The sequence below is a fragment of the Photobacterium sp. WH77 genome, assembly GCF_022014395.1.
Classification (GTDB): Bacteria; Pseudomonadota; Gammaproteobacteria; order Enterobacterales; family Vibrionaceae; genus Photobacterium; species Photobacterium arenosum.
The window spans coordinates 1-25,792 of record NZ_JAKLTE010000001.1; the positions used below are offsets into that span (position 1 = coordinate 1).

Here is a 25,792-nt window from a genome sequence, read left to right on the forward strand (position 1 = left end):
TACGGCTTTGGGCACCGCGTGGAACACGTCCCAGAGCGGTTCGGCAGCAGCAATTCGATTACGCCTATTTGTTTGGCTCTGTTTGCCCAAGCCGAGGAATCGGTGAAGCGATTGTTGTTCCTGGGTCAATAAAGAAATCATGATCGAACACCTCAGGCAAATCTCAAGCGTGACAGAAAAAGACCGACATGCCGTCGTGATCATGGATGGTGCGGGATGGCATACTGATGACATCGCGAATCCATTTGAGAATATCAGCATTATCAAACTGCCTCCCTATTCTCCTGAGCTTAACCCGATAGAGCAGGTATGGAGTTGGTTAAGACAACGCTGTTTAGCCAATCAAAGTTTCAGAGATCATGACGATATTGTTGATAAGGTTTGCGCGGCATGGAACCAATTTCTGCAATGCACTCAGCAAGTCAAAAAGATGTGCTCGCGGCAATGGATTGACCTGACCAGTTAATTTTCCAGAATGGTATTAGAGCAAACCAGTCAGCAATGGCTGGTTTTTGCTACTTGGTATTTACTCCACCGCTTGTAGAGGAAGTTGTCTACTTACTTGCGAGGGGCTGGGCTAGTACCATCAGAAATAGGCCTAGATTACTGGGTGGTGCGTAAACGCATCACTTGTAACGATAAAATGCTTATTGAGGAGCTCAGTCAGGTGAATTTTATATTCTTCATTACGGTGATTTCCAAGTAGCTGAGCAATCTCCTGACCGACAGGAGAAAAGCGGTAATATAGCAAGCTTAAGCCATTTTGGGCAGGCTGGATTTGATACTCATTCCCCTGATAATGAAAAGGCAGGGGCGTACCATTCTGGAGTTTCCCCGACTCTAATTCAGTGTTTAATATCAACCCCAAACCCATTAGCTCCAGCAAATGTGAATACGGTAACTGGTAGTGTCCCAGATTGAGCCTGTCGATGGATGGCTGCTTAAGAAGGAAACCTGTACGATACTTCAGACCTGTTAGCAGCTTTTTGCTGCTATCTTGGCCGAAATGGCAGGCTAACAAGCAGGCTCGCCGAAATAATTGAGCGTCACGCTGCGTCATCTGCTGGAAGGTTATCATCGCTTTTAGTGAAATAGAGCCAGGGGTAATAATTTCTTGACGAAGGATACGGCTCCATAGCTTCTGCATTGAGGGGCTGTAAATATCCTGGGCGATGGTAATGAAATGATGGATCCAGTCAGGATCAGGCTCTCCTGCTGTTTCATCTGAGCAGTTGTCATAACAAAGCCTGAAGATACGCTCTAAATTCTGTTGCTGCCGCTGTCGTATGTTTTGTTGGCGATTTTCACTGCGTTCTTGTAGCGTTTTATCGTGATCTTCGTCGATCTGAGCATTCACGTCATTATGACGAGCTATGGATTGAACCCGAAAGCGGCTACTTTTTATGGCATTCTTTGAATGACTTTTCTTATCTGTTACCGGTACTACATGGCTTGGCTCATTACTGGCCTGACTTTCGGTTTGCATACAAGCTTCACTCTCAACAGTTATACCTATAGTTTTTACATTTGATCGTAATCTTTGGCAAGAGGCGTGACTTTTGTGTTAATAGATGGTTAAATTTATGGGTCGCCCGGTGTGATGAAGCTGTGCTATCAAGGAGGGGCTGATGACGAAAAAATTCAGTAAGCGATTAACAGAGGTGTTATTACTGCTTGGGTATGTCGTGATTTTGGCTTACCTTGCTGCGCATGTGTAAGATAAGCCAAATGTCAGTAAGGTTATTTATCCGGCATCGTCGTATTCTTCAATCTGTGAGCCGTGGAGCAGGTAACCGGTTTCAGCCAGCTCGTGCTCCATGGTTTGTACATTTAACTTTCCTACAACATAGACAACATCCCAGAGTTGCTGAATGGGGGCGCCTTTAGGAAACTTCACATAGATGATTTGGTTCGGTGGTGGAGGTGGTACGTGGATGCAGGCACCAAAATAAGGTACGAGTAAAAATTCGGTAATGGTGTTTTCATCGCCTTCCAGAGGAATAACAAAACCGGGAATTTTCACCAGACTTCCGTCCAGTTCAGTTCGAACTGATCCTATCTGTTGCTGAATAGCCGTTTGATCACCTTGATGATTCGTAACAGGCATGCCTTGCTGATTAAACAGGTTTCTTTCTTTCTCGGGTATTAAATCTAACCAATCCAGCGTGAGTGGTTCCTGGGCTGCAACTGTCAGAGGGAACCAGCAGCATAAAGCAAACAACCAGTATTTCATGTGATCTCCTTAAATGCGAATGGTCATGCCATCGGCTAATGAAAAATGGTATGCACGAAGTGCCGGAATCAGGCTAGTGAGCATGCCTGCCGATAAAATAAGGCCCATCAGAATCCACTCGTAAATGCTCGGTGGACTGAAAGGTAAGAAGAGGCCGAAAGTTTCAAGCAACCAGTCATGGCAGAGCCAAAGGCCGCTATACAGTAACCCCATTCCGGTAACGATCCCTGTTAATGTCAGTACGCTTGCTTCCAGAAAGAGTAACCCTGCTATCCAGCCCGGTCTTGCTCCTGTTGCACGTAAAATAGCCATTTCGCGTCGTCTTTCATTCAGGCTGGTCAGCAAACTGGATAACATGCCAAGTAAGCCAGCTATGACAACGAAAACAGACACAACCATCAGTGCCTGCTCCGCAACTGACATCATTCCCCACAGTTCGTGAAGGGCGACTCCTGGCATAATGGCGCTTAAGGGCTCATCTGGGAAATTATTGATGAAGCGCTGCAGTGCGAAAGTATGAATTTTCGAGTTAAGTCCCACCAGAACAGCAGTGATCTGTTTCGGTTCGAAATATTGTTGTTCCAGTGCTCCGATTTGGGAGGCATTTGTCAGGCGGGTTCCGGTCCCCCATCCCACATGAATGGCTTCTATGGCACCTAGCGACACATGTACACTACGATCGACCGGGGTGCCGGTTGGCGCCAGTATACCGGTCACCACGAAGGGCAGGTTATCGTGGCGAGTAAAAGCTTTATCACTGATCCCATGCGCAATGATTATCTTGTCACCGAGTTGATACCCCAGTTTTCGCGCAACCTCAGATCCGATCACTGTCTCAAACAGGCCGTGAAACATTTCACCTTGACTAAAAGACAGTGGCTGCTTGCTGCCATAACGATAATGGCGGAAATAATCTTGATTGGTGCCGATAACACGAAAGCCTTGATGAGAGTCCCCCAGTGAAATGGGGATTGTCCATTTCACATTTTTCTGTTCGCTTAGTGTCTGGTAGGTTTTCCAGTCAATATTATTGGTGGCATTACCAATTCGAAAAATGGAATAGAGCAGCAGATTGACCTGCCCTGAGCGTGCGCCAACAATCAGGTCTGTGTCTGAAATGGTTTGTGCAAAACTGGCTTTGGTCTGAGTACGGACTTTTTCTACACCGAGCAGCAAGGTGGTGGAAATGGCGACGGTGAGAATAGTCAGTAACGCTGTGGCCCTGCGGTTAAGCAGGCTTTGCCATGCAAGGAGTATCATGGTTTTCAAGATCTGTCCCCCGGCTTATGCATATTCATATCGGTAAGATCCAGCACACGGTCAAAATCTGTCGTTAGTGTCGGATCATGACTGACAAAAAGCAGACTGGTATTGGCTTGCCGGCACTCTTCCATGAGCAATCGGATGAAGTGATTACGGTTTTCATGATCCAGTGCCGATGTCGGTTCATCCGCTATAAGCAGGGCTGGCTGGCCAATTAAAGCACGGGCGGCGGCAACACGCTGTTGTTGCCCGATACTGAGCTGTGTGACAGGGCGGTCCAGACACTCGGCAGGTAATTGCAGCGCTTGCAGCAAACGGCGCGCTTCCTGGGTCGGGTGCTGAGTCGCCTGCCTGCGGCGTGCTGAAAAATGACAGGGTAGTAATACATTGTCCAGAACGGATAAATAGGGAAGCAAATTAAACTGCTGGAATATATAGCCAATATGATCAGCGCGTTGACGATCCCTTTTCGAAGAAGACAGATTGCTGAAAGGCTGATCCAGCAAGTGAATGGAACCTTGTTGTGGCTTGTGTATCCCCGCCATGACACTGAGCAGAGTGGATTTCCCGCTGCCACTGGGCCCTTTAAGAAAGACTTTCTCCCCTTTTGCCAGAGAAAATGCCGGAATGTTAAGGGTGTCGGTGTCTTGATCTGGCCAGCGAAAACGTATTTTTTCCAAAGACATGACAGTCATGATTGTCTCCGATGCAAGGGAGCCTGCAGACTCCCTTGCTGTAAGCTAACTTAAAAACGAAATACAGGTTGAGCAGCATTCAGGGTTGTGGCTTTTTGGCCCTTATCGCTGATTGCTTGAACCTGGATGTTTTCAGTGGCGGGAAAATGTGAGAACCAGTTCAGTGTCAGCTGCCCTAGCTCTTGAATCTGCTCGCAACGATAAACTGACTGGACACTGAATTCGGCGTGGCCATGATGGTCCTCATGCTCATGCTCATGCTCATGCTCATGCTCATGCTCATGCTCATGCTCGTCATGACCTTCATGTTCATCATCAGAATGTGACGGTAATGTGTGAGTGATATGACTGTCTTGCAGTGAGCATCTGGCCTCCGCCGGCAGAACAAACAGCGAGGCGGGTTGCTTGAGTTGCTGCAGCGCGGTGCTCAGGGCTTGTTGCTCAGCCTCTGTATGGGGTGCATGTTCAAAACCAAGAACATCAGATGCCGGTGCTGTGATTTCCAATAAGAGATCGTTCCCATCCTGAGCAATGTTCAGTTCAACCTGACCGTGCACATGTGCATCATGCTGGGTGTTGGCCCAAGAGGGCAAAGAACAGACAGCTGTAGACGCCAGCAGCCAGGAAGCAGCACGTAACTTGTGAGTATGCATGTAAAACTCCAATAATAAGAATAATGTTGAGGGCTAAATTGCCGGATTATTGGACGTTGACGGGGGGATCTCTGGCTGTTGGAAACGGGCTCAGCCAGTCGGCATGCCAGAGGCTGATAATGCTGTGCTGTATGGGGATCGCAGAATCTGGCAGTAAGCTAGGGGTTGCCGTCGGTAATCCTGCAGGAAATGCGTGGCAGTATGGGCATGGATGTTCTGAGTGTACCGCTGGATTCAGTGCGTTGAAATCGTGCAGGATCTGGATGGGGCTGGCCAGAATGAACAAGCCGAAGACCAATGCCAAAATGCCTTTATGCCATGCCTTATCGACCCGGATATGCACTTCCCTGTTCCTGCCATACGTAAAAGAGGGTGTAATGATATATTATTACACCCTTGCTCGGAAGGCAGATTACAGCAAAGACTGAATTTTTGACATTGCCTGATCAATGTCACTGCGGCTTAACTCGCCTTCTTTCACAAACACCACTTTGCCCGCTGGATCCAGCACGATAATGGCAGAGCTTTCTTCTTTCAGCTCCCAGCGGGAACGAACCTGACCGTTAGCATCAAGGACAATAGATGACCAGGCAAATTCCTTTTTACTGTCTTCTGCTGAAGACTTAACGAAACTGCCGGTCCCCCAAATTGCATCATCCTGATTGATGATGGTAGTGGTCTGGTACTTATCATTGGGCAGGTTGGCGGACTTGATGGTTTCAATAAAAGGGGCATTGAGCGCTTTGGCTGAGCTTCGTCCGGCAATGGCTTGAATCACCCTGACTTTACCGCTCAGCTGGCTGGTTTGCCAAGGCTGATAGACAATGTCGTTGCCTTGCAGAATCAGCTCACCTTTATCAGCAACGCTGGTGCTGGGTAAAGGCTGACCGACTGTCAGATTATGGGCATGAGCCGGTAACGTGAGTGCGGGTAACAATGCGCAAAGTGATAGCAGTGACTTCATGGTCATGAATGTTATTCCTTGTTTATGGTTGTGCTGCCTTATAGTAGTTGAGTTTTCAATAACTGGTAGAACCAGTTTGTTATCCTTGAAGCGTATCACTGTTTTCATCTGTCAGTTGCCAGAAATGTGAGGAGTGAAATACCGCCCTGGCAAAGAAATTGGGCAGATTGAAGCGTCATGTCCTAAAGTTGGGCGAGTCAGTCGCGTCGCATTAAGAACAATAAAATACAACTGGCAGGCGTTTTGCATATTTTTGACACAAACGAGGCAACTTTTTTGTCTATTAAGGGTCACAGGTTCTGTGTATTGAGGGATATTATGCTGAAAATATTTAAACAATATCGTCCAAACCAGATTGCACGTTATGTGAAAAGCTACTTTCGGGGCCGGTTGTTCATCGTAGGTATCGGGGCTTTCGAGTTTGACTGCGGACGTTTACTCCCCCCTGCCAGTCGCAATAAAAAAGCATTGAACGTGTTGTCGGAAGTGAACAAAGAAATTCAGGTACTGGCAGCCGCCAGTTATAGCAGCTAGCGCCAGGGCTGACCTGACGCTGGCTGAGAAATTTACTGAGGAGGCATGCAAACACCGGTTCCGCCCAGGCCGCAGTAGCCCTGCGGATTCTTCTCCAGATACTGCTGGTGGTAATCTTCTGCGTAGTAAAATGCAGCGGCAGGTAAGATTTCAGTGGTGATAGTGGCAACTCGCTGATCTGCCTGCAGGGCCGACTGGTATTTTTCCTTGCTGCTTTCTGCCTGAGCCTGTTGCTCCTGGCTGGTGGTGTAAATAACAGAGCGATACTGGGTACCAATGTCGTTACCCTGACGCATGCCCTGTGTTGGGTCATGGCTTTCCCAAAACTGAGCAAGCAGCTTGTCCAGTGTGGTTTGTGTCGGGTCGAAAATTACGCGGACCACTTCAGTATGTCCCGTTTGTCCGGTACAGACTTCCTGGTAGGTCGGATTGGGGGTAAAGCCGCCACTGTAGCCTACTGCTGTGTTGATGACACCAGGCTGTTTCCAGAACAGGCGTTCCGCGCCCCAGAAACATCCCATCCCCAGCACGATTTCTTCCATACCATCAGGTACAGCAGCATCTATTCGGGTGCCAAAGATGGCGTGAATTTCAGAGGGGATCACTGGCGTTGAACGGCCTGGCAGGGCTGCTTCCGGAGAGATTATCTGCTGTTTATCCATCACACTGTTTTCCTAATTGCACTGTTAATAAGCCTGAAAGTAGAGGATTCACGACTGACAATCAATAGGAGAGTGACTCTGCTCATGTGCAGACCGGCTTTGACATGGTGATTTTCTTTCGTGCGTAAAGGTTGGCACTTCGCTCAGCTCTTGTCACAATAAAGTATGCGCGTAATCTAATAACATTCTAATAAGTGAAGACAAATAAGAATGATAATCTTGTTTCGGCGCTGCTTGTTAGCAGTCGTCGCTTTAGTGGTAACAATGCCAGCTTTGGCAGAGACAGAACTTACTATTGTCGGGCTGAAAGGCAGTCTGAAGAAAAATGTGGATATTTATATTGCTGCCATTGCTAAGGAAGATTACAGCACGTCTTTAAGGTTCAAAGGCCAGGTTGAAAAAGAAATCCGTACCGCACTGAAAGCACTGGGGCGCTATCAGCCTGATATCGTTTTTAGTGTTGAAGAAGACGGCGAGGACAGCACCCTGACTGTCACGGTTGATGCCGGTCCGAGTACCAAAATTGCCAGAAGTGATATTCAGATCAAGGGCGAAGCCGCGGATGATCTGGATTTCTTTGTTCTCAAACGCGACAGCGATTTAGAACTGGGCAGAACCCTTAACCACGGTAAGTACGATTCATTCAAATCCAGCCTGGAAAGCCTGGCGCTGCGCAAAGGCTATTTTGATGCCGAGCTGAAAATCAGCCGGCTGGAAGTGGCACCCGGCCGTAATCAGGCTTTTATTCATATCGAATTTGATTCCGGCAAACGTTATAAGTACGGCGATATCTTCATCACCGGCAGCCAGATCAATGAAGCGAAAGTTCGTTCGTTAGCGCCGTTTGATGAAGGTGACTATTATCTGGTCTCACAAGTGGGGGAGTTTAATCAGCGCCTGTCGACCGTGGGCTGGTTCTCTTCCATTTTCGTCGGCGGGGATGTGAGCGATCTGGAAGGGGATGTGGTGCCTATTCAGGTTAACCTCAGGCCGGAAGTGAGAAATAAAATCGAAACTGGTATCGGCTATTCGACCGATGTCGGTGCGCGTTTGAAATTCAACTGGCGTAAACCCTGGATAAACAGTGAAGGTCATAGTCTGGATGTCCGCACCGAGATCTCTAAAGTGCAGCCGAAAGTTGAAGCGACCTATAAAATTCCGCTCGAAAATGTGCTGGATGATTACTACCAGTTAATCGGGGCGATTCGCTATGTGGACAACCACGACACTATCAGTACCGAGTACCATCTTGGCGTTGAACGTCACTGGAACTTTGATCAGGTCTGGAACGGGGTGGCCTCTGTGCGTTTGCTATACGAGGACTACAATCAGGGCGCTTTTGAGACAGGCTCCGCCTTTATGGTTATTCCCGGCGTCAGCATTGACCGCACTCGGTTGCGCGGTGGCAGCTGGCCGACCTGGGGAGACAAGCAACTGCTGAAACTGGAATATTCCGACCCCGCCCTGGGTTCTGATACCCGCCTGGCAAAGCTGCGCGGACGCAGTGCCTGGATTCGCACCTTTGCTGACGATCACCGGGGGCTGGCCCGTCTGGACGCCGGGGCTATCTGGGCGGAAAGGATAGAAGACATTCCGCCGTCCATGCGTTTTTTCATTGGTGGGGATAACAGCTTGCGTGGCTACAGCTACGAGTCCATTTCTCCCCGTGACAGCGAAGGTCAGCAAATTGGTGGTGAGTTTATGCTGGCGTCTACGCTGGAATATCAGTACCGGCTGACTGGCAACTGGTGGGGAGCTCTGTTCTACGATTACGGCTCGTCCTGGACAGATAACCCGGACTGGCAGGCAGGAGCCGGTGTGGGCATACGCTGGGCGTCGCCGGTTGGCCCGATACGGCTCGACTTCGCCTGGGGGCTGGATAAACCTGACGATCGTTTCCAAATACACTTCGTGCTGGGGCCTGAATTATGATCTGGCTGAAAAGATTGACCATTGGCCTGCTGACGTTCGTATTACTGTTAACACTGGCGCTTTGGGCCCTGTTATATACTCATGTTGGCGTCAGAATTGCTTTATGGGGAGCCCAGAAGGCCGTACCTGCACTCACAGTGCAAGACAGCACCGGCGCCCTGCTGAAAGGATTTACACTCAGTGGTGTTCGCTACAAGGATGATTTGCTGGCGCTCAATAGCGACAGCCTCACCCTGGCTATCAATGATGATTGTCTGCCGATTCCGGCACTTTGCGTGCGAGAGCTGAGCCTGAGTGGCTTGACATTCTCTATGCCCGATTTACCGCCAGGCTCGCCGGAGGAAGAAGAACCGGGTGAGCCACTGACAGAAATCGCGTTGCCTGTCCCTGTTCGGTTGGATCGTTTGACGCTGAATGACATCGATCTGAATATTCTGGGTAATAAAGTGCGCTGGCAGCGTTTCAGCTCAGCTGCCCAGATGCAGGGCGGCCACTTGACCCTGAAACCCACAGACTGGGAAGGCATAGTGCTGAACCTGGCACCACCGGCTGAGAAAGAGATTCAGGAGCAGACTGAAGAACAGGCAGAAGATGTCGCAGAAGCCTATACCCAGGAAAAGCGTGAGCGCATAGTGCTGCCTGAGGTGGTGTTGCCGCTGAAAGTTACAGTGGAGCGCTTTACCGTGAAAGACTTTTTGCTGGAAAGTGCAACGCCGCAGAAAGTGAATGAACTGGAGTTGATCGCAGAAGCAGAAAAAAGCACGGTAACACTGACCCGCTTGTTTGTTGATGTACCGCAAGCCACACTTGATGCCGAAGGGAAAGCTGAATTAAGTGGTGAGTACCCGCTGACATTGAAAGCCAAATCTGACATTGCGCTGGAGCCGGTGCAGGGACACCATATCAATCTGTCGGCGTCAGGGTCATTGCAGCATTTGGTGCTGGATATTGCACTCAGTGGAAAACTGGATGCCAAGGTGACGGGAAAACTGTCTCCGCTGGATGCCGACCTTCCTTTTGACTTCAAGGTGGTAAGTAGTCACTTACAGTGGCCGCTTGATGACAAGCCTGATTTCGTTGTCAAAGAGACGGCCATCAATGCAAATGGGGACTTAGACAGCTTTAGGTTTGACGCCGCAACCAAGGCGGACGGCGAGCCTATGCCGGCCGTCGATGTCAGCCTGAAGGGAACAGGCTCTCTGGCTGATGTTGTACTGGAAAGTCTGACCGTCAATAGCCTGGGTGGTCAGGTTACGGGCAACGCTCAGGCGAGCTGGGCCAAAACCGTGAGCTGGCAGGGCAACCTTTCCTTTAGCGATATTCAACCTGGACTGGAATGGCCCGAAGTGGAAGGTAAGCTGAGTGGTAAGCTCAGTACCTCAGGCGGATTAACGGCGGCAGGTGGCTGGTTTGTCAAATTGCCCGAACTGAATGTGGATGGTGAAGTAATAGGTCAGCCTTTCACTCTGGCAGGCCAGCTTGATGCCCAGGATGTGAGCGGCAAAGGGGATCTGGAGCTGGTGACGCAAGGTCTGGTGCTGAAGCACGGGCCGAATGGGCTGAATGCGACAGGGAGCCTGAAGCAAACCTGGGATCTGTCTGCATTGGTCAATGCCCCCGACCTTGCGCAGTCTGTGCCCGGTTTACGTGGCAGGGTCAATGGCGATGTGCGATTAAGCGGCACGCTGGCCGAGCCAACAATCGATCTGAACTTAGTGGGACAGGCACTGGGCTGGCAAGATCTGGCACAGCTAAAAAGCCTGAACCTGACCGGCCGGGTGACGCCACTTCCTGCCCTGACGGCAGATATTACGCTGAGTGCCAGAGAAGGCAGTTACCAGGATGCGGCCAAGCTGGAAGCCTTGGATATCACTTTTCAGGGAACCGAAGCCCAGCACACACTGCGGGTGGACCTGAGTGGTGAACCTGTCAGTACCGCTCTGGCGCTGCAAGGCAGCCTGGACAGACAGCAAGGTTGGCAGGGGATGCTGCAACGCGGCAACCTCGAAACCCCTGTTGGCCCGTGGCGCTTGAATCAACCCACGGCGCTGGCATACAACTTGAGAAAGCAGAGTGTCTCTGTCGCACCGCATTGCTGGCAGCAACAAGACGCCTCTGTGTGTCTGACTCAGCCGTTGGATGCTGGCGCGAGTGGCCAGGCGAGCCTGGCCATCAATAAACTCGGTTTTTCCATCCTGCAGCCATTCCTGCCACCTGAGGTAAAACTGGACGGTGAAGCCAATGCGACAGTTAACGCCGGCTGGTCACCGCAACAAGCGCCTGTTTTGCAGGCTCAGGTAACCCTGCCTGCTGGCGGATTCAGACAACAGGCGGCGGCAGATCAGCCACCGCTGGCGCTTGGCTGGGATAAAATCACCCTCAATGCGGATATGCGCAATGACGTGCTCACGGCAGACTGGCTGGTGGCCGTTAAAGATAACGGAGATTTGTCAGGCAATGCCCGCATTACCCAGTTATCAGGTGAACAGCAGATAGATGCCAAAGTAAAACTGGATACGTTCCGGCTGGATTTTCTGCAACCACTGGTCGCTGATTACGACATTTTTAAAGGTCGGGTGGACACAGATTTGCATTTAACCGGGCCGATTATGCAGCCCCAGGTTAACGGCGTATTCAAAGTTACCGAGCTGAAAGCGATTGGCAGAAAAGTCCCGCTGGATCTTGAACGAGGCGAGATCGTCGCCACGTTCAGTGGCTATAGCGCCATACTGCGCGGTAAGCTGGATACCCCGGATGGGCGCTTGGTGCTGCAAGGTGATGCGAACTGGGCCGATATGGCTAACTGGAGTACCAATCTGAAGGTGAACGGGCGTGAGCTTGAAGTGAACGTACCGCCTATGATTGCCATGAAGGTGTCGCCTAATCTGAAGATCAGTGCAGCACCCCAGGTGGCTGAAATCAGCGGCACAGTCTCAATTCCATGGGGCAGGATCACAGTAGACCGTCTGCCGGAATCTGCGGTACAGGTTTCCGATGATGAAATCCTGCTGACCGATGATCTCAAGCCGGTGGATACTGGCAACAAGGTGCCTTTTGCCATCAAAACCAATGTGATGGTGAAGATTGGCCCGGATGTGCGTTTATCGGCCTTCGGTTTGGATGCCGGGCTGTCAGGGAATCTGAAAGTCAACCAGCAGGACAAAGCCCCGTTAGTCTATGGTGAAATTAGAGTCGACGACGGGACGTACCGGGCCTTTGGTCAGGAGCTGGTGATTCGTAAAGGCCAGATAACCTTCAATGGGCCAGCGGATCAGCCTTACCTGTCGGTGGAAGCAATTCGGAATCCGAACAACATTGAAGACGATGTGACAGCCGGTATCCGGGTTACCGGCCCGGCCGATGAGCCCAAGGTGGATATTTTCTCTGATCCGGCTATGCCGCAACAGAATGCGCTGTCATACGTATTACGCGGTCGGGATCTCGACAGCGAATCGCCGGAAGGGGGCGGTGCGATGACCACGGCGCTGATCAGCATGGGGCTGTCACGCAGCAGCCAGCTGGTCGGCAATGTCGGCGAGGCATTCGGTATTCAGGATTTGGCGCTGGATACGGCGGGTGCCGGCGATGACTCTCAGGTCACTATTAGCGGTTATGTCTATCCTGGACTACAGGTTAAATACGGCGTGGGTATCTTTAGCCCTATCGGTGAGTTTACCGTCAGGTACAAGCTGTTGCAGGATTTGTATATCGAAGCGGTATCGGGGCTCGACAGTGCCGTCGATTTACTGTATCAGTTTGAGTTTAACTAATAAGGATGTTGCTAGCTGTGCACACACGGGTTTTTGTTTACGGCAGTTTGCGTCGCGGCCAGTCTAATCATGGGTTGCTGTGTCGGGCCCATTATCTGGGAGAGTGCCAGCTTGCAGGTTATGCCATGTATGATCTCGGCCCTTACCCTGCCGCGATACAACAGCCAGGGGCTGAGGGCATGCTGTTTGGCGAAGTGTATGACGTGGATGCCGACACTTTCCGCGAACTCGATATTCTGGAAGGGCTGGGAGAAGAATACTGCCGCGAGCAAGTGGAGACACCGTTCGGACTGGCCTGGATCTACCTCTACCTGCAGCCGCTTGACCATGCTTTGTTGATCCCGCGGGGAGACTGGTCGAGTGGGTCTTCACTGTGATGGCTTCGCCCACAAAAAACGCTCCCTCGGGAGCGTTTTTTACTGGATAACAATCACGCCGGATTATTTTTCCTGAGCGCGCTTGTAAGATTCCAGGATTTCAGCTTTAGCGGCTTCAACGTCAGCCCAGCCGTCTACCTTCACCCACTTGCCAGATTCCAGCTCTTTGTAGCGTTCGAAGAAATGAGTGATTTGCGCTTTCAGCAGCTCTGGCAGATCGTTCACATCTTTAATGTGATCGTATTCTTTGGTCAGCTTGCTGTGCGGTACAGCAACCACTTTCGCATCTTCACCTGACTCATCAGTCATCTTCAGAACGCCAACCGGACGACAGCGGATCACGGCACCAGGGTGCAGTGGATACGGCGTCGGAACCAGAACGTCAACCGGGTCACCGTCCAGAGACAGGGTGTGGTTAACATAACCATAGTTGCATGGGTAGAACATAGGCGCAGACATGAAACGGTCTACGAATACCGCGCCAGAGTCTTTATCGACTTCGTATTTGATTGGATCAGCGTTTGCCGGGATTTCGATGACAACGTAGATGTCTTCTGGCAGTTCTTTACCTGCAGGGACGTTGTTCAGGCTCATGATGAATTCCTTAATAGTTTCAGATGATTTTGTCGCCGGGAATTATAACCAGTCGCTGTGAAAAAAACAGCTTCTAACACCAAGAGGGAGAGATGCGGGGTCAGACAGGAAAAATGCCCGGTGCTGAGACCGGGCATAGCAACGGGATTACTCGGCGTCCGGGAAGGCTTCCAGGAAGCTTTCCACTTTGCGAACCATCTTGGTTGAGCCGACAAAGAAAGGCACGCGCTGGTGCAGTTCAGTCGGTTTGATTTCCATGATGCGATTTTTACCGTCAGAGGCAATACCGCCCGCCTGCTCGATCAAAAATGCCATCGGGTTGCACTCGTATAACAGGCGCAGCTTACCGTTAGGGTGGGTCGCTGTGCTTGGATACAAATAAATGCCGCCTTTCAGCAAGTTGCGGTGGAAGTCGGCGACCAGTGAACCAATATAGCGCGAGGTGTAAGGGCGGTTATCTTCCGGCTCGTTTTCCTGGCAAAACTTGATGTATTTTTTCACGCCTTGCGGGAAGCGGAAATAGTTACCTTCATTGATGGAGTAGATTTGGCCATCATCCGGGATCGTCATATTTTCGTGCGACAGGCAAAATACCCCCAGTGACGGATCATAGGTGAAACCATGAACGCCATTGCCTGTGGTGTACACCAGCATGGTGGATGAACCATAAATGATGTAACCCGCCGCCACTTGTTTGTCACCAGGCTGCAGGAAGTCTTCAATCTCAGCCGGGCCGCCAACCGGAGTAACGCGGCGGTAAATGGAGAAAATCGTCCCGACGGAAACGTTTACGTCAATATTCGAAGAACCATCCAGTGGGTCCATCAATACCACGTACTTTGCTTCGCGGTTCAGTTCTTTATTGAATACTACGAGTTCATCTTCTTCTTCACTGGCCACACCGCAGACCTGACCGCGGGCTTCCAGTGCAGCTTTGAATTTCTCGTTGGCATACACATCAAGTTTCTTTTGGGCTTCACCTTGGACATTCTCGCTGCCAACGTCACCAATGATATCAACCAAGCCTGCTTTGTTGATTTCACGGTTTACGATTTTGGCCGCCAGTTTAATGGAACCCAATAGAGAAGACAGTTCACCGCTGGCATGGGGGAAGTCATGCTGATTCTCGACAATGAACTCGCCAAGGGTTCTAATATCGGACATATACAATCCTTGCATCGTGTTGTCATGGGGGGATAAATATTCGGTACAATGCCTCTTTTCGGGCAATTGAACTGTACCCTTGGCCATTGGCCAGTTATTGTTTGATGCAATTGTATCTAAAGATCTTTTTTATGGTAACGAAGTAACACTGAAGCGTGGTCGTGACCAATATTTATTTTGTGAGCTGACAGTTATGCATATCCATATTCTCGGAATCTGCGGCACTTTTATGGGCGGAGCCGCCATGCTGGCACAGCAGCTTGGCCATAGAGTGACCGGCAGTGATGCCAATGTATATCCGCCGATGAGCACAATGCTGGAGTCACAAGGCATTGAAATTATTCAGGGATATGATCCTTCGCAGCTAGAGCCAGCACCGGATTTGGTGGTGATTGGCAATGCCATGAGCCGGGGCAACCCATGCGTTGAGTATGTGCTGAATAAAAATCTGCGTTATACCTCAGGCCCGCAATGGTTACAGGAATTTTTGTTACATGACCGCTGGGTATTGGCGGTGGCGGGTACCCATGGTAAGACCACGACAGCCAGCATGCTGACCTGGATCCTGGAAGACTGTGGTTACCAGCCCGGTTTTCTGGTGGGTGGTGTGCTGGGAAACTTCGGTGTTTCCGCACGTTTAGGCGAGAGTTGTTTCTTTGTTGTTGAGGCGGACGAATACGACAGTGCTTTTTTCGATAAGCGTTCTAAGTTTGTTCATTATCGACCACGTACCTTGTTAATGAACAATCTGGAGTTCGATCACGCAGATATTTTTTCGGATCTGGCCGCCATTCAGCGCCAGTTTCATCATTTAGTCCGTACTGTGCCGGGGGAAGGTAAGATTCTGGCTCCACACGGCGTGCCTGCCATTGATGAAACGCTGGCGATGGGCTGCTGGAGCGAGCTGGAATACAGCGGTGAAAACGGTGACTGGCAAGCGAAAAAGCACAAGCCGGACGGCAGTGAATTTGATGTGATTTTTGCCGGTAAAACCGTGGGCACTGTGCGCTGGGATCTGATAGGGGATCACAACGTCAGCAACGCCCTGATGGCGATCGCCGCTGCGCGGCATGTCGGCGTGATCCCTGAGCTGGCTTGCGAGGCGCTGGCGCGTTTTGTCAATACCAAGCGCCGGCTGGAGCTGAAAGGTGAGCAGAATGGCATTAAAGTGTATGACGATTTCGCCCATCACCCGACAGCCGTGGAACTGACTCTGGGCGGATTACGTGCCAAGGTGGGGGATTCGCGCATTCTGGCGGTATTGGAGCCGCGCTCAAACACCATGAAACTGGGTGTGCATAAAACCGATTTGGCCCCGGCACTGTCAGCAGCGGATGCAGTTTTCCTGTTTCAGCCGGACACGATTCCCTGGTCGGTACAGGACATCGCTGATCTTTGCCCGCAGCCGTCGGTGTGCGACGCCGACATTGATGCTTTAGTCGGACACATAGTGGCTGCCGCCCGTCCCGGCGATACTATCCTGGTGATGAGCAATGGTGGCTTCGGCGGTATTCATAACAAGCTGCTTGCCGCGCTGGCACGGGGAGACCAATATGCAGGATAAGCGCATTACACTGGCCTGGACAGGGGCATCCGGTGCACCTTACGGGCTGCGTTTGCTGGAGTGCCTGCTCGCGGCCGATTACCAGGTTTACCTGCTGATATCCTCAGCGGCCAGAGTGGTTCTGGCTACCGAGCATGGCCTGAAACTGCCTGCAGGCCCCGAAGCGGCACAGGCGGTACTGACAGAGCACCTGAATTACCAGGGCGATAAACTGACGGTCTGCGGAAAAGAAGACTGGTTTTCTCCGGTGGCGTCCGGCTCTGCCGCGCCGAAAAAAATGGTGGTCTGCCCGTGTTCTGCGGGTACTCTGGCCTCGGTAGCTCACGGCCTGTCGGATAATCTGCTGGAACGCGCCGCGGATGTGGTGCTGAAAGAGCGCGGTCAGCTGCTGATGGTGGTCAGGGAAACCCCGTTTTCTTCCCTGCATCTGGAAAATATGCTTAAGCTCTCCAACCTGGGAGCAACCATCATGCCTGCTGCCCCCGGCTTTTATCATCAGCCGAAGTCTATCGACGATCTGGTCGATTTCATGGTGGCGCGCATATTGGATCATCTTGGCGTCGGGCAAGGACTGGTTCCGCGCTGGGGCTATGATCATCGCCCGTCCTGAATCATAACCCTTCTGGTTTGATGATCAGGATATTGCCGGGCGCATTTTCCACCACTTTGGCCGCCACTGAACCCAGTACCAGTTTATCTATCGTGGAGCGCTGGTGGCTGGGCATAATGATCAGATCCGCTTTTGCCTGGCGGGCATGATCAACTATGGTGGACCAGATTTTTCCTTCCGACACGGTTTCAATATGATGGACATCGGCGGGAATATGTTGTTCGGCGAAGTGTTTCAGGTTCTGCTGGGTGTCCTGCAGCATTTTGCGCGCGGCATCTTTGGGGAAATAGTTAGACACCATTGCGAGATGAATGCCCGGCAGAACGTTGAGTAAGTGAATAACAGCGTCTGACTGGCGGGCATGCCAGACGGCAAGCTCAACTGCTTTGTCACCAAAGCCTTCCTCGTTGAGATCGACAGGCACCAGAATGTGGGTGTACATGGCATCCTCTCTGTCAGGCAGCCACAGGCCGGTGTTGGCACCTGTGGCTGAATTTCTGTGCTGACTAGAGTTTAGCCTTGTTCCGCATTTTTGTGTGTTTCACCTTTGACGGCAGCGTCACGTTTGGCTTTTCGCTGCTGATTCCAGCCCAGTAAAGCCAGCAGAGCCAGCGTTGGTACGAAGACCCACTCTTTCATTGGTCTGGCCGCCGGCAGGCTGACAGTGACAATCTCCCAGCCAAAATCAATACCCGCCTGCTCGGCCGGGCTGCCAAACTCAACCAATTCAACCATCATTTTCTCGCCTTCCTGCTTGAGCATCAGGCCGGTCGAGGCAATTTTCTCATTCGGATCGACAGCCTGCTTATCAAACGGCAGCAGTACATGCTTGGTCACTTGATCGCCCATCAAATCCATCCCTGTCGCCTGGACTTCCAGCGGCTCACCAATGGCCAGTTTATCGGCGGCATCGACAATCAGGCTTCCCGGCATTTCGTGTTTGGGCGGATAGACCATGTCCCACCAGAAACCGGGGCGGAACAGCGAGAAAGTGATCAACAGCAGCAGGATGGACTCCCACCATTTGACTTTGGTGAACCACCATCCCTGGGTCGCCGAAGAGAAGGTGAGCATGGCAATGACAGCGGACGCTACGGTCAGGAACAGGTGCCACCAGGTATCAATGTCCATCAGCAAGAGCTGGGTATTGAAAATGAACATGAAGGGCAGGATGGCGGTGCGGATATCATAGGTGAAACCCTGAATACCGGTACGGATAGGATCGCTTTTCGCAATCGCGGCGGCCGCAAATGCAGCCAGACCGACCGGCGGGGTATCATCAGCCAGAATACCGAAATAGAACACGAACAGATGTACGGCCAGAAGCGGAATGATCAGGCCGTTTTCAGCCCCCAGGGTGACAATAACCGGCGCCATCAGGGTCGACACCACTATGTAGTTCGCCGTGGTTGGCAGCCCCATACCGAGGATCAGGCTGATCACGGCGGTAAACAGCAGCATCAGCATGATGTTGCCGCCTGAGATGAATTCGACGAAGTCGGTCATCACCAGGCCTACGCCCGTCAGTGTCACCACGCCCACGATAATACCGGCGGCGGCAGTGGCGACACCGATACCTATCATATTACGCCCGCCGGTGACCAGACTTTCCAGCAGATCGTGCCAGCCTTGTTGACCTGCTTCTGTCAGCGTCTGCTCTTTGGTAAAGATAGCCATGAGCGGACGCTGGGTCAGCAGGATGAAAATCATAAACACCGTTGCCCAGAAAGCTGATAAGCCTGGCGAGAAACGCTCAACGGTCAGACACCAGACCAGCACAACGATGGGCAACAGGAAGTACAAACCGGATTTCACTGTCGGACCGGGATCCGGTACTTCGGTTAGTGCCTGATCAGGATCTTCCAGCAGATGATCCTGATAGTTGGCCGCCAGACGAACCAGAGCGACATAAGCAATCAGGATCACAACCGCTATGATAGGTGTGGCAGCAGCGCCAAACACGTCTTTGGTCCAGCCGATGCCGTAATACACTATGGCACTGAGCACCATCAGGCCGACTATGGTACCAACAAAAGAGGTCAGTTTTTGCGCCAGCGTGGGCTGATAATGACGGGGCAGACCTGTCATACCGGCTTTACATGCTTCCAAATGGACGATGTAAAGCAGGGCAATATAAGAGATCAGGGCCGGCAGAATAGCAGCCTTAATTACTTCGACATAAGAGACGCCGACATACTCCACCATCAAAAATGCCGCTGCACCCATGATGGGCGGCGTGAGCTGGCCGTTGGTTGAGGCCGCAACCTCAACAGCCCCGGCTTTGTAGCCAGGGAAGCCCACCCGTTTCATCAGCGGAATAGTAAAGGTGCCCGTGGTGACCACGTTAGCAATGGACGAGCCGGATACCAGGCCAGACAAGCCGGATGCGACCACGGCCGCTTTTGCCGGACCGCCGCGCATATGACCAAGTAACGAAAAGGCAACTTTGATGAAATAGGCGCCAGCGCCCGCCCGTTCGAGCATCGAGCCGAACAGCACAAACAGGAAAACAAAGGCGGTAGAGACACCCAGTGCAACCCCGAAGACGCCTTCAGTGGTCAGCCACAAGTGCGACATGGCTTTATTAAGGCTGGCACCTTTGTGCGCAATGACATCCGGCATGTAAGGGCCGGCGAAGGTATACAGCAGGAAAACAGAGGCGACCACCATCAGTGGAGGGCCCAGTGCCCGTCGCGTTGCCTCAAGAAGCAACAGCATCCCTAGCACAGATATGACGACATCCAGCGTGGTTGGCGCGCCGGAACGCCCGGATAAGACTTCGTAAAACAGGTAGATATAGGCGGCAGAAAAACTCGCCAGCAGCGCCAGGATCCAATCTTGCAGTGGAATGTGATCCCTGGGTGAACCCTTCAGAGCAGGGAAGGCAGTAAAGGCCAAAAAAGTGGCAAATGCCAAATGGATAGAACGTGCTTCGGTATCGTTGAAGATGCCGACATTAAATATAAAAGGGAGCGGAGAGGCATACCAAAGCTGGAACAATGACCAGCAAAGTGCGGCAACCCACAGAACTTGTCCCTGCACCCCTTTGGGGCTGCGTGCGCCGGTATCCGCCTGTGCCACCATGTTCTGGACATCGTCATGGTTGGTTTTTGTCATGCTACTTCCTTATTTCAGGAGCGATCCGTTATTAACTGTTTGAGGTTTCAGTTTTTATTGTAGTCTGGCTAATTGATCTGACAGGGGACATTTTTGTGCTCTGACAGACAAAAAGTGCACCGTCAAGACGGTGCACTTTGCAGGATGAACAGCTGTTGGCTTATTTGATCAAACCCACTTCTTTGTAGTATTTCTCTGCGCCCGGATGTAATGGGATGGAAATACCGGCTTTGATCATGTCTTCTTTCTTCAGGTTGGCGAAGCTTGGGTGCAGGCGAGTGAAAACATGGAAGTTCTCAAACACGGCTTTGACCAGCGCATACACCGCATCATCCGATACTTTGGTTGAAGAAACTAACGTCGCGGCAACACCAAAGCTGTTGACGTCGCTGTCGGTACCACGGTACATGCCGCCCGGTACGGTCGATTTTGCATAGTAAGGATTGTCGGCCACCAGTTTGTCGATAGCAGCACCTGTAGCCGGAATCAGTTTGGCATCACAAGAAGTGGTTGCTTCTTTGATTGAACCGTTCGGATGGCCAACTACGTAAACAAAGGCGTCGATCTTGTTATCACACAAGGCCTGAGAGCGCTCAGAGCCCTTCAGCTCGGCCGCCAGTTTGAAGTCATCTTTACTCCAGCCCATGGTAGTCATCACTACTTCCATGGTGGCACGGTCACCAGAGCCCGGGTTACCAATATTGACGCGTTTGCCTTTCAGATCATCCAGGTTATTAATGCCTGAATCTGTACGGGCAATAATGTTGAACGGTTCTGTGTGCAGTGAGAAAACAGCACGCATTTCTTTATACGGACCTAACTCTTTAAACTCACTGGTACCGTTATAGCCGTGATATTGCCAGTCAGACTGCACCACGCCGAAATCCAGTTCACCGGCTCGCATAGTGTTCACGTTGTATACAGACCCGCCGGTTGATTCGACAGAGCAGCGAATGCCATTGGTTTTACGATCGTTGTTCACCAGCTTACAGATAGCACCGCCGGTAGGATAATACACACCGGTGACAGAACCTGTACCAATAGTGATGAACTCTTCCGCTTGCGCCAATCCTGAGGCAAGAACGGTGGCAGATAATGCGCTGACTTTTAACAGTTTTGTAAACGCCATTGTGATCCCTTCCTGTTGTGTTATTTCTTATCAGTGCTGCAGGTACACGGCCCGCAATGCTTTAAACAAATCAAAGAGATAATAGCAAACGATCGGCGTATTATTGAAATAATGTAAAAACCTTTTTGTGAAAAAGTAATGAGATTGCGACAACTGACCATATTTCAGAGCATAACTATCCACTGTAAAGCAGGGTAACCAAGCGGGAAAAGACGGGGCGGGGAAGGGGGAAGAAGCCCGCCCTCTCAGGGTAAACGGAGAGGGCGTTGCCTGAAGATTGACTTACTTACTGTAATCAAACAGCGAGCAGACAGAGTCGAAGAGCTCTTCAGCGGTTGTGGTCAGGGTTGGTGTGATGAAAATCGTGTCATCCCCCGCTACAACACCCAAGATACCTTCGGCGCGGCCCAGTGAGTCAAGCAAACGGGCGATCACTTGCGCCGCGCCCGGACCAGTGTGAATCACGACCATGGCATGGTTATAACCCACTTCCATGACCAGTTCTTTCAACGGACTGCTGATGGTCGGTACGCCCAGCTCTACGGGCAGGCAATACACCATTTCCATTTTAGCGTTGCGGGTACGTACCGCGCCGAATTTGGTCAGCATCCGTGACACTTTCGACTGGTTAATGTTATCGAAGCCCTGCGCTTTCAAGGCATCGACTATCTCACCTTGAGAGCTGAATTTTTCTTCCTTGAGTATGGATTTGAATGCTTTTATCAAGCGTTCTTGTTTATCAGAACTACGCATAAGTAAATTTCATGTACAGGGAGAGGGTCCATATTTTGTCACAACCTGTTAGTAGGTAGCAAACAATGTTCATTCGAACTTGGAACTAGGTTACTGTTAATAGCTTAGCCGACTGCATAACTATTAAATAAATCCACTATTGAGACAGTTTTTGTCTTTTTCGGTGGAAGAAAAAACAATCCTGGCCCCTGCGCAACTTCGCAAAGCTGAGGGGGCATGATTGTTTTTCTTTTAGGCTTGCTATACCGTCTTGGTGCCCGAGAAACTGAGAGACATTAGTAAGGGTTTGAAACATTGGGTATACGGCCTGAATTCTATCTGAAGGGGTCTGTCTGATGAACCCTGACTTCTATCGTAAAGGAGAACGAAAATGAAAGTTGCTGTTATTGGTGCGGCTGGTGGTATCGGCCAGGCTTTGGCTCTGCTACTGAAGAATGAACTGCCTGCCGGCTCTGACCTGGCACTTTATGATATTGCCCCTGTTACCCCTGGTGTTGCTGCTGACCTGAGCCACATCCCAACTCCTGTTTCTATCAAAGGTTATGCTGGTGAAGATCCAACCCCTGCACTTGAAGGTGCGGATGTGGTGCTGATTTCTGCTGGCGTTGCCCGTAAACCAGGGATGGACCGTGCGGATCTGTTCAACGTCAATGCTGGTATTGTGAAATCACTGGCTGAAAAAATTGCGGTTGTCTGTCCAAATGCCTGTATCGGTATCATCACTAACCCGGTTAACACGACTGTGGCTATCGCAGCAGACGTTCTGAAAAAAGCCGGCGTCTATGACAAGCGCAAGCTGTTCGGTGTGACTACGCTGGATATCATCCGTTCAGAAACCTTTGTTGGTGAGCTGAAAGGCCTGAACCCGCGTGACGTGAATGTGCCTGTCATCGGCGGCCACTCAGGCGTGACTATCCTGCCTCTGCTGTCTCAGGTTGAAGGTGTTGAGTTCACTGAAGAAGAAGTGAAAGCACTGACTCCTCGCATCCAGAACGCGGGTACGGAAGTGGTTGAAGCCAAAGCGGGCGGCGGTTCTGCCACTCTGTCTATGGGTCAGGCGGCTTGCCGTTTTGGTCTGGCACTGGTGCGTGCCATGCAGGGTGAGCAAAATGTGGTTGAATGCGCTTACGTGGAAGGCAACGGCAAGCACGCTCGCTTCTTTGCTCAGCCAGTTCGTCTGGGTAAAGACGGCGTGGAAGAAGTGCTGGATTACGGCAGCCTGAGCGCGTTCGAGCAGAATGCCTTGGACAGCATGCTGGATACCCTGAAAGGCGATATCGCTTTGGGTGAAGAGTTCGCGGCAAAATAAAGCCGGCGTACCGACACCAGGCCGTCATGGCCTGACGACAATGAACAAAGCGGCCCTCCGGCCGCTTTGTTGTTTTTGGCATTGGCATATAAGGGAGATTGCTCAGTAATAGTCGCCGCAGCCGCTGTGCAGCTGAGGCTCGTCGGTCAGTTCACTGCACGGGATATGGATCCTTTTATGATCCTTCAGATTCTCGATCAATGCAGTGTCATGATCCGGATCTATCTCGATCACTTCAGCGATCCCCTGCGGGTATTCTACCCACATTCCTTTTTTCAGTTGATTGGCTTGCATGCGTCACCTCCGTCTTGGGAAGAAACGGTCAGGGCACAGGTATCCCTTTACCTTGTATAACTATAGCGTAAAGAGAATTTGAGCTCAGTGCAGAGCCATTCCGTGAGTGAAAATCGTGTCGAACAGCTTGGCTGCCGGGGCTGTGTAGCAAGAGAGTGCAACAAAAAACGGCCTGGACAGGAGTCAGGCCGTTTTCGCTGAAGGGGCGGGTTTATTTGGTGCGATTGACCGACAGCCGGGCGACAGCGATCAGGGCATCTTTATACTCGCTTTCGGCCAGTACCGACAGGGCGGCAATGGCTTTATCTGCTTCTTCTTCAGCGCGTTGCTGAGTGTAAGCCAGAGAGCCGTGCTCTTCCATACAGGCCAGAATCGGTTGCAGTTTATCCAGCCCGTTGCCTTGCTCTATCGCGGCGCGAATCATGGCGGTTTGCTCTGGGTTACCGTGGTGCATGGCGTGAAGCAGCGGCAGGGTGGGTTTGCCTTCCGCCAGATCATCTCCCACGTTTTTGCCCATCTCCTCGCCATCGGCGTTGTAATCAAGCACATCGTCAATCAGCTGGAAGGCGGTCCCAAGATAACGGCCATAGTCTTGCAGCGCTTGCTCTACCGGTTCTGACGCATCTGAAAGAATGGCTGCCACCTGGGTTGCCGCTTCAAACAGTCGCGCCGTTTTGGAGTAGATCACCTGCATATAGCTGGCTTCGGTAGTGTCAGGATCATTGCAGTTCATTAACTGCTGGACTTCACCTTCGGCGATCACATTGGTTGCTTCGCTCATGATGTCCAGGATCTTCAGGGATCTCAGGCTGGTCATCATCTGGAAGGAGCGGGTGTAGATATAATCACCGACCAGTACGCTGGCCGCATTGCCGAATGCGGCATTGGCTGTTGCTTTCCCGCGCCGCATATCGGATTCGTCCACCACATCGTCATGGAGCAAAGTGGCGGTGTGAATAAATTCGATAAATGCCGCAGCGGTGATGTGTTTTTCACCCTGGTAACCAAGAGCCCGGGCGGCCAGAATTGCCAGAATGGGGCGCAAACGCTTGCCACCGCTGCTGACAATGTAAAATCCCAGTTGGTTGATCAGGGCGACGTCTGAAGTGAGTTGGGCCTGAATCTTTGCGTCAACCGCCGCCATGTCGTCAGCGGTGAGTGCTTGGATAGCTTTGAAATCCATGATACATCCAGCAAAATTGTTAGCCGTATCGGCGCAATCAAAATAAGAATTATGCACGCATACTACACTAAAATCTTCCCGGCTTCCTAACCTACATTGCAGCTATTTAGGCGACTTTTTCTGTTGAGCAGCTTTTCACCAATTTTCTTTAGCCAACGGCTTGCCATGTTCGGCGTTTTCCAGTAATATTCGCGCCCTATTGATGACAAGATTAAGCGCATACCCATTGCCCAATTTTGCCGTGGCAAATGGCCTATGCGGATAAGCGGAGTAAGACATGTACGCTGTTTTCCAAAGTGGTGGTAAGCAACACCGAGTAAGCGAAGGCCAAACCTTACGCTTGGAAAAACTGGACGTTGAAACTGGTGCGAACGTTGAATTTGACAAAGTTCTGCTGGTTGCTAACGGTGAAGAAGTAACAGTTGGTGCACCATTCGTTGCGGGTGGTAAAGTGACTGCTGAAGTTGTTACGCACGGTCGCGGCGATAAAGTAAAAATCGTTAAGTTCCGTCGTCGTAAGCATTCTCGTAAGCAAATGGGCCACCGTCAGTGGTTCACTGAAGTCAAAATTACTGGCATCAGCGCTTAATAATAGGAGAGTTTAGAGATGGCACACAAAAAAGCTGGCGGTTCTACTCGTAACGGCCGTGACTCAGAAAGTAAACGCCTAGGTGTTAAGCGTTTCGGTGGCGAATCTGTACTGGCAGGTAACATCATCGTTCGTCAACGTGGCACTAAGTTCCACGCTGGTAACAACGTAGGTTTGGGTAAAGACCACACTCTGTTCGCTCTGACTGATGGCAAAGTGAAATTCGAAGTGAAAGGTCCTAAAAACCGTAAATTCGTTTCTATCGAATCTGCTGAATAAATTCAGTTTCGTTAAGAACGTGAAAGCCCTGCCTATTGGCGGGGCTTTTTGTTATGGCACAGGACAATATCAGTTTGAGTGCCTGCGGGTGTAAAGCCCTGAGAATTATTCCGATTGGTATTAC

25 protein-coding genes and 1 pseudogene are annotated in these 25,792 nt (G+C 51.1%); 10 read left to right on the plus strand and 16 right to left on the minus strand.

Annotated features, from left to right (window positions below; all coding sequences use genetic code 11):
- Nucleotides 1-127: 127 nt before the first annotated feature.
- Nucleotides 128-466, plus strand: a pseudogene (locus L6J37_RS00005) (transposase); the annotation flags it as partial.
- A 132-nt stretch (nucleotides 467-598) separates the two neighbouring features.
- On the opposite strand, the gene L6J37_RS00010 reads toward L6J37_RS00005, so the two are convergent.
- From L6J37_RS00010 to L6J37_RS00040, 7 genes are all read right to left on the minus strand, one after another.
- A complete protein-coding gene (locus L6J37_RS00010; RefSeq protein WP_192015389.1) occupies nucleotides 599-1,486 on the minus strand; it encodes a TIGR03899 family protein in 888 nt (295 codons plus the stop codon).
- A gap of 258 nt (nucleotides 1,487-1,744) precedes the next feature.
- A complete protein-coding gene (locus L6J37_RS00015; RefSeq protein ID WP_192015390.1) occupies nucleotides 1,745-2,233 on the minus strand; it encodes a DUF3299 domain-containing protein in 489 nt (162 codons plus the stop codon).
- A gap of 9 nt (nucleotides 2,234-2,242) precedes the next feature.
- A complete protein-coding gene (locus L6J37_RS00020) occupies nucleotides 2,243-3,493 on the minus strand; it encodes an ABC transporter permease (protein ID WP_442956995.1) in 1,251 nt (416 codons plus the stop codon).
- Between the two features lie 5 nt (nucleotides 3,494-3,498).
- On the minus strand, nucleotides 3,499-4,191 hold the full coding sequence (locus L6J37_RS00025) for an ABC transporter ATP-binding protein (protein ID WP_237793724.1): 693 nt from the start codon (nucleotides 4,189-4,191) through the stop codon (nucleotides 3,499-3,501).
- Nucleotides 4,192-4,241: 50 nt separating this feature from the next.
- Nucleotides 4,242-4,844, minus strand: a complete 603-nt coding sequence (gene zrgA, locus L6J37_RS00030; protein ID WP_237793725.1) for a zinc uptake protein ZrgA — start codon at nucleotides 4,842-4,844, stop codon at nucleotides 4,242-4,244.
- Nucleotides 4,845-4,890: 46 nt separating this feature from the next.
- The gene (locus L6J37_RS00035) at nucleotides 4,891-5,187 is read right to left on the minus strand and encodes a hypothetical protein (protein ID WP_192015394.1); all 297 of its coding nucleotides are present in this window, start codon (nucleotides 5,185-5,187) and stop codon (nucleotides 4,891-4,893) included.
- 69 nt (nucleotides 5,188-5,256) lie between these two features.
- Nucleotides 5,257-5,814, minus strand: coding sequence for a YtfJ family protein (locus L6J37_RS00040; protein ID WP_192015395.1), 558 nt, complete (start codon nucleotides 5,812-5,814; stop codon nucleotides 5,257-5,259).
- 312 nt (nucleotides 5,815-6,126) lie between these two features.
- Here L6J37_RS00040 and L6J37_RS00045 point away from each other — a divergent pair, with 312 nt between their 5' ends.
- A complete protein-coding gene (locus L6J37_RS00045; RefSeq protein WP_192015396.1) occupies nucleotides 6,127-6,342 on the plus strand; it encodes a DUF1107 domain-containing protein in 216 nt (71 codons plus the stop codon).
- 32 nt (nucleotides 6,343-6,374) lie between these two features.
- On the opposite strand, the gene msrA is transcribed toward L6J37_RS00045, so the two are convergent.
- The gene (gene msrA / locus L6J37_RS00050; protein ID WP_218383589.1) at nucleotides 6,375-7,007 is read right to left on the minus strand and encodes a peptide-methionine (S)-S-oxide reductase MsrA; all 633 of its coding nucleotides are present in this window, start codon (nucleotides 7,005-7,007) and stop codon (nucleotides 6,375-6,377) included.
- Nucleotides 7,008-7,268: 261 nt separating this feature from the next.
- Here msrA and tamA point away from each other — a divergent pair, with 261 nt between their 5' ends.
- The 3 genes from tamA to L6J37_RS00065 are packed head-to-tail and all read left to right on the plus strand — an operon-like array spanning nucleotide 7,269 to nucleotide 13,083.
- On the plus strand, nucleotides 7,269-8,936 hold the full coding sequence (tamA, locus tag L6J37_RS00055; protein WP_225445128.1) for an autotransporter assembly complex protein TamA: 1,668 nt from the start codon (nucleotides 7,269-7,271) through the stop codon (nucleotides 8,934-8,936).
- A complete protein-coding gene (gene tamB / locus L6J37_RS00060; protein WP_237793726.1) occupies nucleotides 8,933-12,706 on the plus strand; it encodes an autotransporter assembly complex protein TamB in 3,774 nt (1,257 codons plus the stop codon). Before tamA ends, tamB begins: the two co-directional genes overlap by 4 nt.
- Before the next feature lie 17 nt (nucleotides 12,707-12,723).
- Complete coding sequence (locus tag L6J37_RS00065) at nucleotides 12,724-13,083, plus strand: gamma-glutamylcyclotransferase family protein (protein ID WP_237793727.1); 360 nt, start codon at nucleotides 12,724-12,726, stop codon at nucleotides 13,081-13,083.
- Between the two features lie 63 nt (nucleotides 13,084-13,146).
- Here L6J37_RS00065 and ppa read toward each other — a convergent pair whose 3' ends face one another.
- Together ppa and fbp are read right to left on the minus strand one after the other, a co-directional pair.
- Nucleotides 13,147-13,677: an inorganic diphosphatase gene (gene ppa, locus L6J37_RS00070; RefSeq protein WP_027251823.1), complete on the minus strand. Its 531-nt coding sequence runs from the start codon at nucleotides 13,675-13,677 to the stop codon at nucleotides 13,147-13,149.
- Nucleotides 13,678-13,824: 147 nt separating this feature from the next.
- Entirely contained in the window at nucleotides 13,825-14,841 is a 1,017-nt protein-coding gene (fbp, locus tag L6J37_RS00075; protein ID WP_192015401.1) for a class 1 fructose-bisphosphatase, read from the minus strand.
- 193 nt (nucleotides 14,842-15,034) lie between these two features.
- On the opposite strand from fbp, the gene mpl reads away from it, so the two are divergent.
- Nucleotides 15,035-16,405, plus strand: coding sequence for a UDP-N-acetylmuramate:L-alanyl-gamma-D-glutamyl-meso-diaminopimelate ligase (gene mpl, locus L6J37_RS00080; RefSeq protein ID WP_218383584.1), 1,371 nt, complete (start codon nucleotides 15,035-15,037; stop codon nucleotides 16,403-16,405).
- Nucleotides 16,395-17,015: a flavin prenyltransferase UbiX gene (locus L6J37_RS00085; RefSeq protein ID WP_192015403.1), complete on the plus strand. Its 621-nt coding sequence runs from the start codon at nucleotides 16,395-16,397 to the stop codon at nucleotides 17,013-17,015. The genes mpl and L6J37_RS00085 overlap by 11 nt, the downstream gene beginning before the upstream one ends.
- Before the next feature lies 1 nt (nucleotide 17,016).
- Here the strand turns inward: L6J37_RS00085 and L6J37_RS00090 are convergent, their stop codons facing one another.
- The 4 genes from L6J37_RS00090 to argR all read right to left on the minus strand — a co-directional run bounded on the left by L6J37_RS00090 (nucleotide 17,017) and on the right by argR (nucleotide 22,014).
- On the minus strand, nucleotides 17,017-17,457 hold the full coding sequence (locus L6J37_RS00090) for a universal stress protein (RefSeq protein WP_237793728.1): 441 nt from the start codon (nucleotides 17,455-17,457) through the stop codon (nucleotides 17,017-17,019).
- 71 nt (nucleotides 17,458-17,528) lie between these two features.
- Nucleotides 17,529-20,132, minus strand: a complete 2,604-nt coding sequence (locus tag L6J37_RS00095; RefSeq protein WP_237793729.1) for a TRAP transporter permease — start codon at nucleotides 20,130-20,132, stop codon at nucleotides 17,529-17,531.
- A gap of 160 nt (nucleotides 20,133-20,292) precedes the next feature.
- Entirely contained in the window at nucleotides 20,293-21,261 is a 969-nt protein-coding gene (locus L6J37_RS00100; RefSeq protein ID WP_192015406.1) for a TAXI family TRAP transporter solute-binding subunit, read from the minus strand.
- A gap of 282 nt (nucleotides 21,262-21,543) precedes the next feature.
- On the minus strand, nucleotides 21,544-22,014 hold the full coding sequence (gene argR, locus L6J37_RS00105; RefSeq protein WP_027251817.1) for a transcriptional regulator ArgR: 471 nt from the start codon (nucleotides 22,012-22,014) through the stop codon (nucleotides 21,544-21,546).
- 370 nt (nucleotides 22,015-22,384) lie between these two features.
- On the opposite strand from argR, the gene mdh reads away from it, so the two are divergent.
- Entirely contained in the window at nucleotides 22,385-23,323 is a 939-nt protein-coding gene (mdh, locus tag L6J37_RS00110; RefSeq protein ID WP_192015407.1) for a malate dehydrogenase, read from the plus strand.
- Nucleotides 23,324-23,425: 102 nt separating this feature from the next.
- Here the strand turns inward: mdh and L6J37_RS00115 are convergent, their stop codons facing one another.
- Entirely contained in the window at nucleotides 23,426-23,617 is a 192-nt protein-coding gene (locus tag L6J37_RS00115; RefSeq protein ID WP_218383580.1) for a hypothetical protein, read from the minus strand.
- Between the two features lie 211 nt (nucleotides 23,618-23,828).
- A complete protein-coding gene (ispB, locus tag L6J37_RS00120; RefSeq protein WP_237793731.1) occupies nucleotides 23,829-24,800 on the minus strand; it encodes an octaprenyl diphosphate synthase in 972 nt (323 codons plus the stop codon).
- Nucleotides 24,801-25,077: 277 nt separating this feature from the next.
- On the opposite strand from ispB, the gene rplU reads away from it, so the two are divergent.
- Both rplU and rpmA read left to right on the plus strand, forming a co-directional pair.
- Entirely contained in the window at nucleotides 25,078-25,389 is a 312-nt protein-coding gene (rplU, locus tag L6J37_RS00125) for a 50S ribosomal protein L21 (protein WP_027251813.1), read from the plus strand.
- Between the two features lie 18 nt (nucleotides 25,390-25,407).
- A complete protein-coding gene (gene rpmA / locus L6J37_RS00130) occupies nucleotides 25,408-25,668 on the plus strand; it encodes a 50S ribosomal protein L27 (RefSeq protein ID WP_027251812.1) in 261 nt (86 codons plus the stop codon).
- Nucleotides 25,669-25,792: the final 124 nt, after the last annotated feature.

Excerpts from the sequence above, each read along its gene's own strand:
- L6J37_RS00010 (WP_192015389.1), bottom strand. The coding sequence starts at position 1,486 with ATGCAAACCGAAAGTCAGGCCAGTAATGAGCCAAGCCATGTAGTACCG.
- L6J37_RS00015 (WP_192015390.1), bottom strand. The coding sequence starts at position 2,233 with ATGAAATACTGGTTGTTTGCTTTATGCTGCTGGTTCCCTCTGACAGTT.
- L6J37_RS00020 (WP_442956995.1), bottom strand. The coding sequence starts at position 3,493 with ATGATACTCCTTGCATGGCAAAGCCTGCTTAACCGCAGGGCCACAGCG.
- L6J37_RS00025 (WP_237793724.1), bottom strand. The coding sequence starts at position 4,191 with ATGACTGTCATGTCTTTGGAAAAAATACGTTTTCGCTGGCCAGATCAA.
- zrgA (WP_237793725.1), bottom strand. The coding sequence starts at position 4,844 with ATGCATACTCACAAGTTACGTGCTGCTTCCTGGCTGCTGGCGTCTACA.
- L6J37_RS00040 (WP_192015395.1), bottom strand. The coding sequence starts at position 5,814 with ATGACCATGAAGTCACTGCTATCACTTTGCGCATTGTTACCCGCACTC.
- L6J37_RS00045 (WP_192015396.1), top strand. The coding sequence starts at position 6,127 with ATGCTGAAAATATTTAAACAATATCGTCCAAACCAGATTGCACGTTAT.
- tamA (WP_225445128.1), top strand. The coding sequence starts at position 7,269 with ATGCCAGCTTTGGCAGAGACAGAACTTACTATTGTCGGGCTGAAAGGC.
- tamB (WP_237793726.1), top strand. The coding sequence starts at position 8,933 with ATGATCTGGCTGAAAAGATTGACCATTGGCCTGCTGACGTTCGTATTA.
- ppa (WP_027251823.1), bottom strand. The coding sequence starts at position 13,677 with ATGAGCCTGAACAACGTCCCTGCAGGTAAAGAACTGCCAGAAGACATC.
- fbp (WP_192015401.1), bottom strand. The coding sequence starts at position 14,841 with ATGTCCGATATTAGAACCCTTGGCGAGTTCATTGTCGAGAATCAGCAT.
- mpl (WP_218383584.1), top strand. The coding sequence starts at position 15,035 with ATGCATATCCATATTCTCGGAATCTGCGGCACTTTTATGGGCGGAGCC.
- L6J37_RS00085 (WP_192015403.1), top strand. The coding sequence starts at position 16,395 with ATGCAGGATAAGCGCATTACACTGGCCTGGACAGGGGCATCCGGTGCA.
- L6J37_RS00090 (WP_237793728.1), bottom strand. The coding sequence starts at position 17,457 with ATGTACACCCACATTCTGGTGCCTGTCGATCTCAACGAGGAAGGCTTT.
- L6J37_RS00095 (WP_237793729.1), bottom strand. The coding sequence starts at position 20,132 with ATGACAAAAACCAACCATGACGATGTCCAGAACATGGTGGCACAGGCG.
- L6J37_RS00100 (WP_192015406.1), bottom strand. The coding sequence starts at position 21,261 with ATGGCGTTTACAAAACTGTTAAAAGTCAGCGCATTATCTGCCACCGTT.
- argR (WP_027251817.1), bottom strand. The coding sequence starts at position 22,014 with ATGCGTAGTTCTGATAAACAAGAACGCTTGATAAAAGCATTCAAATCC.
- mdh (WP_192015407.1), top strand. The coding sequence starts at position 22,385 with ATGAAAGTTGCTGTTATTGGTGCGGCTGGTGGTATCGGCCAGGCTTTG.
- L6J37_RS00115 (WP_218383580.1), bottom strand. The coding sequence starts at position 23,617 with ATGCAAGCCAATCAACTGAAAAAAGGAATGTGGGTAGAATACCCGCAG.
- ispB (WP_237793731.1), bottom strand. The coding sequence starts at position 24,800 with ATGGATTTCAAAGCTATCCAAGCACTCACCGCTGACGACATGGCGGCG.
- rplU (WP_027251813.1), top strand. The coding sequence starts at position 25,078 with ATGTACGCTGTTTTCCAAAGTGGTGGTAAGCAACACCGAGTAAGCGAA.
- rpmA (WP_027251812.1), top strand. The coding sequence starts at position 25,408 with ATGGCACACAAAAAAGCTGGCGGTTCTACTCGTAACGGCCGTGACTCA.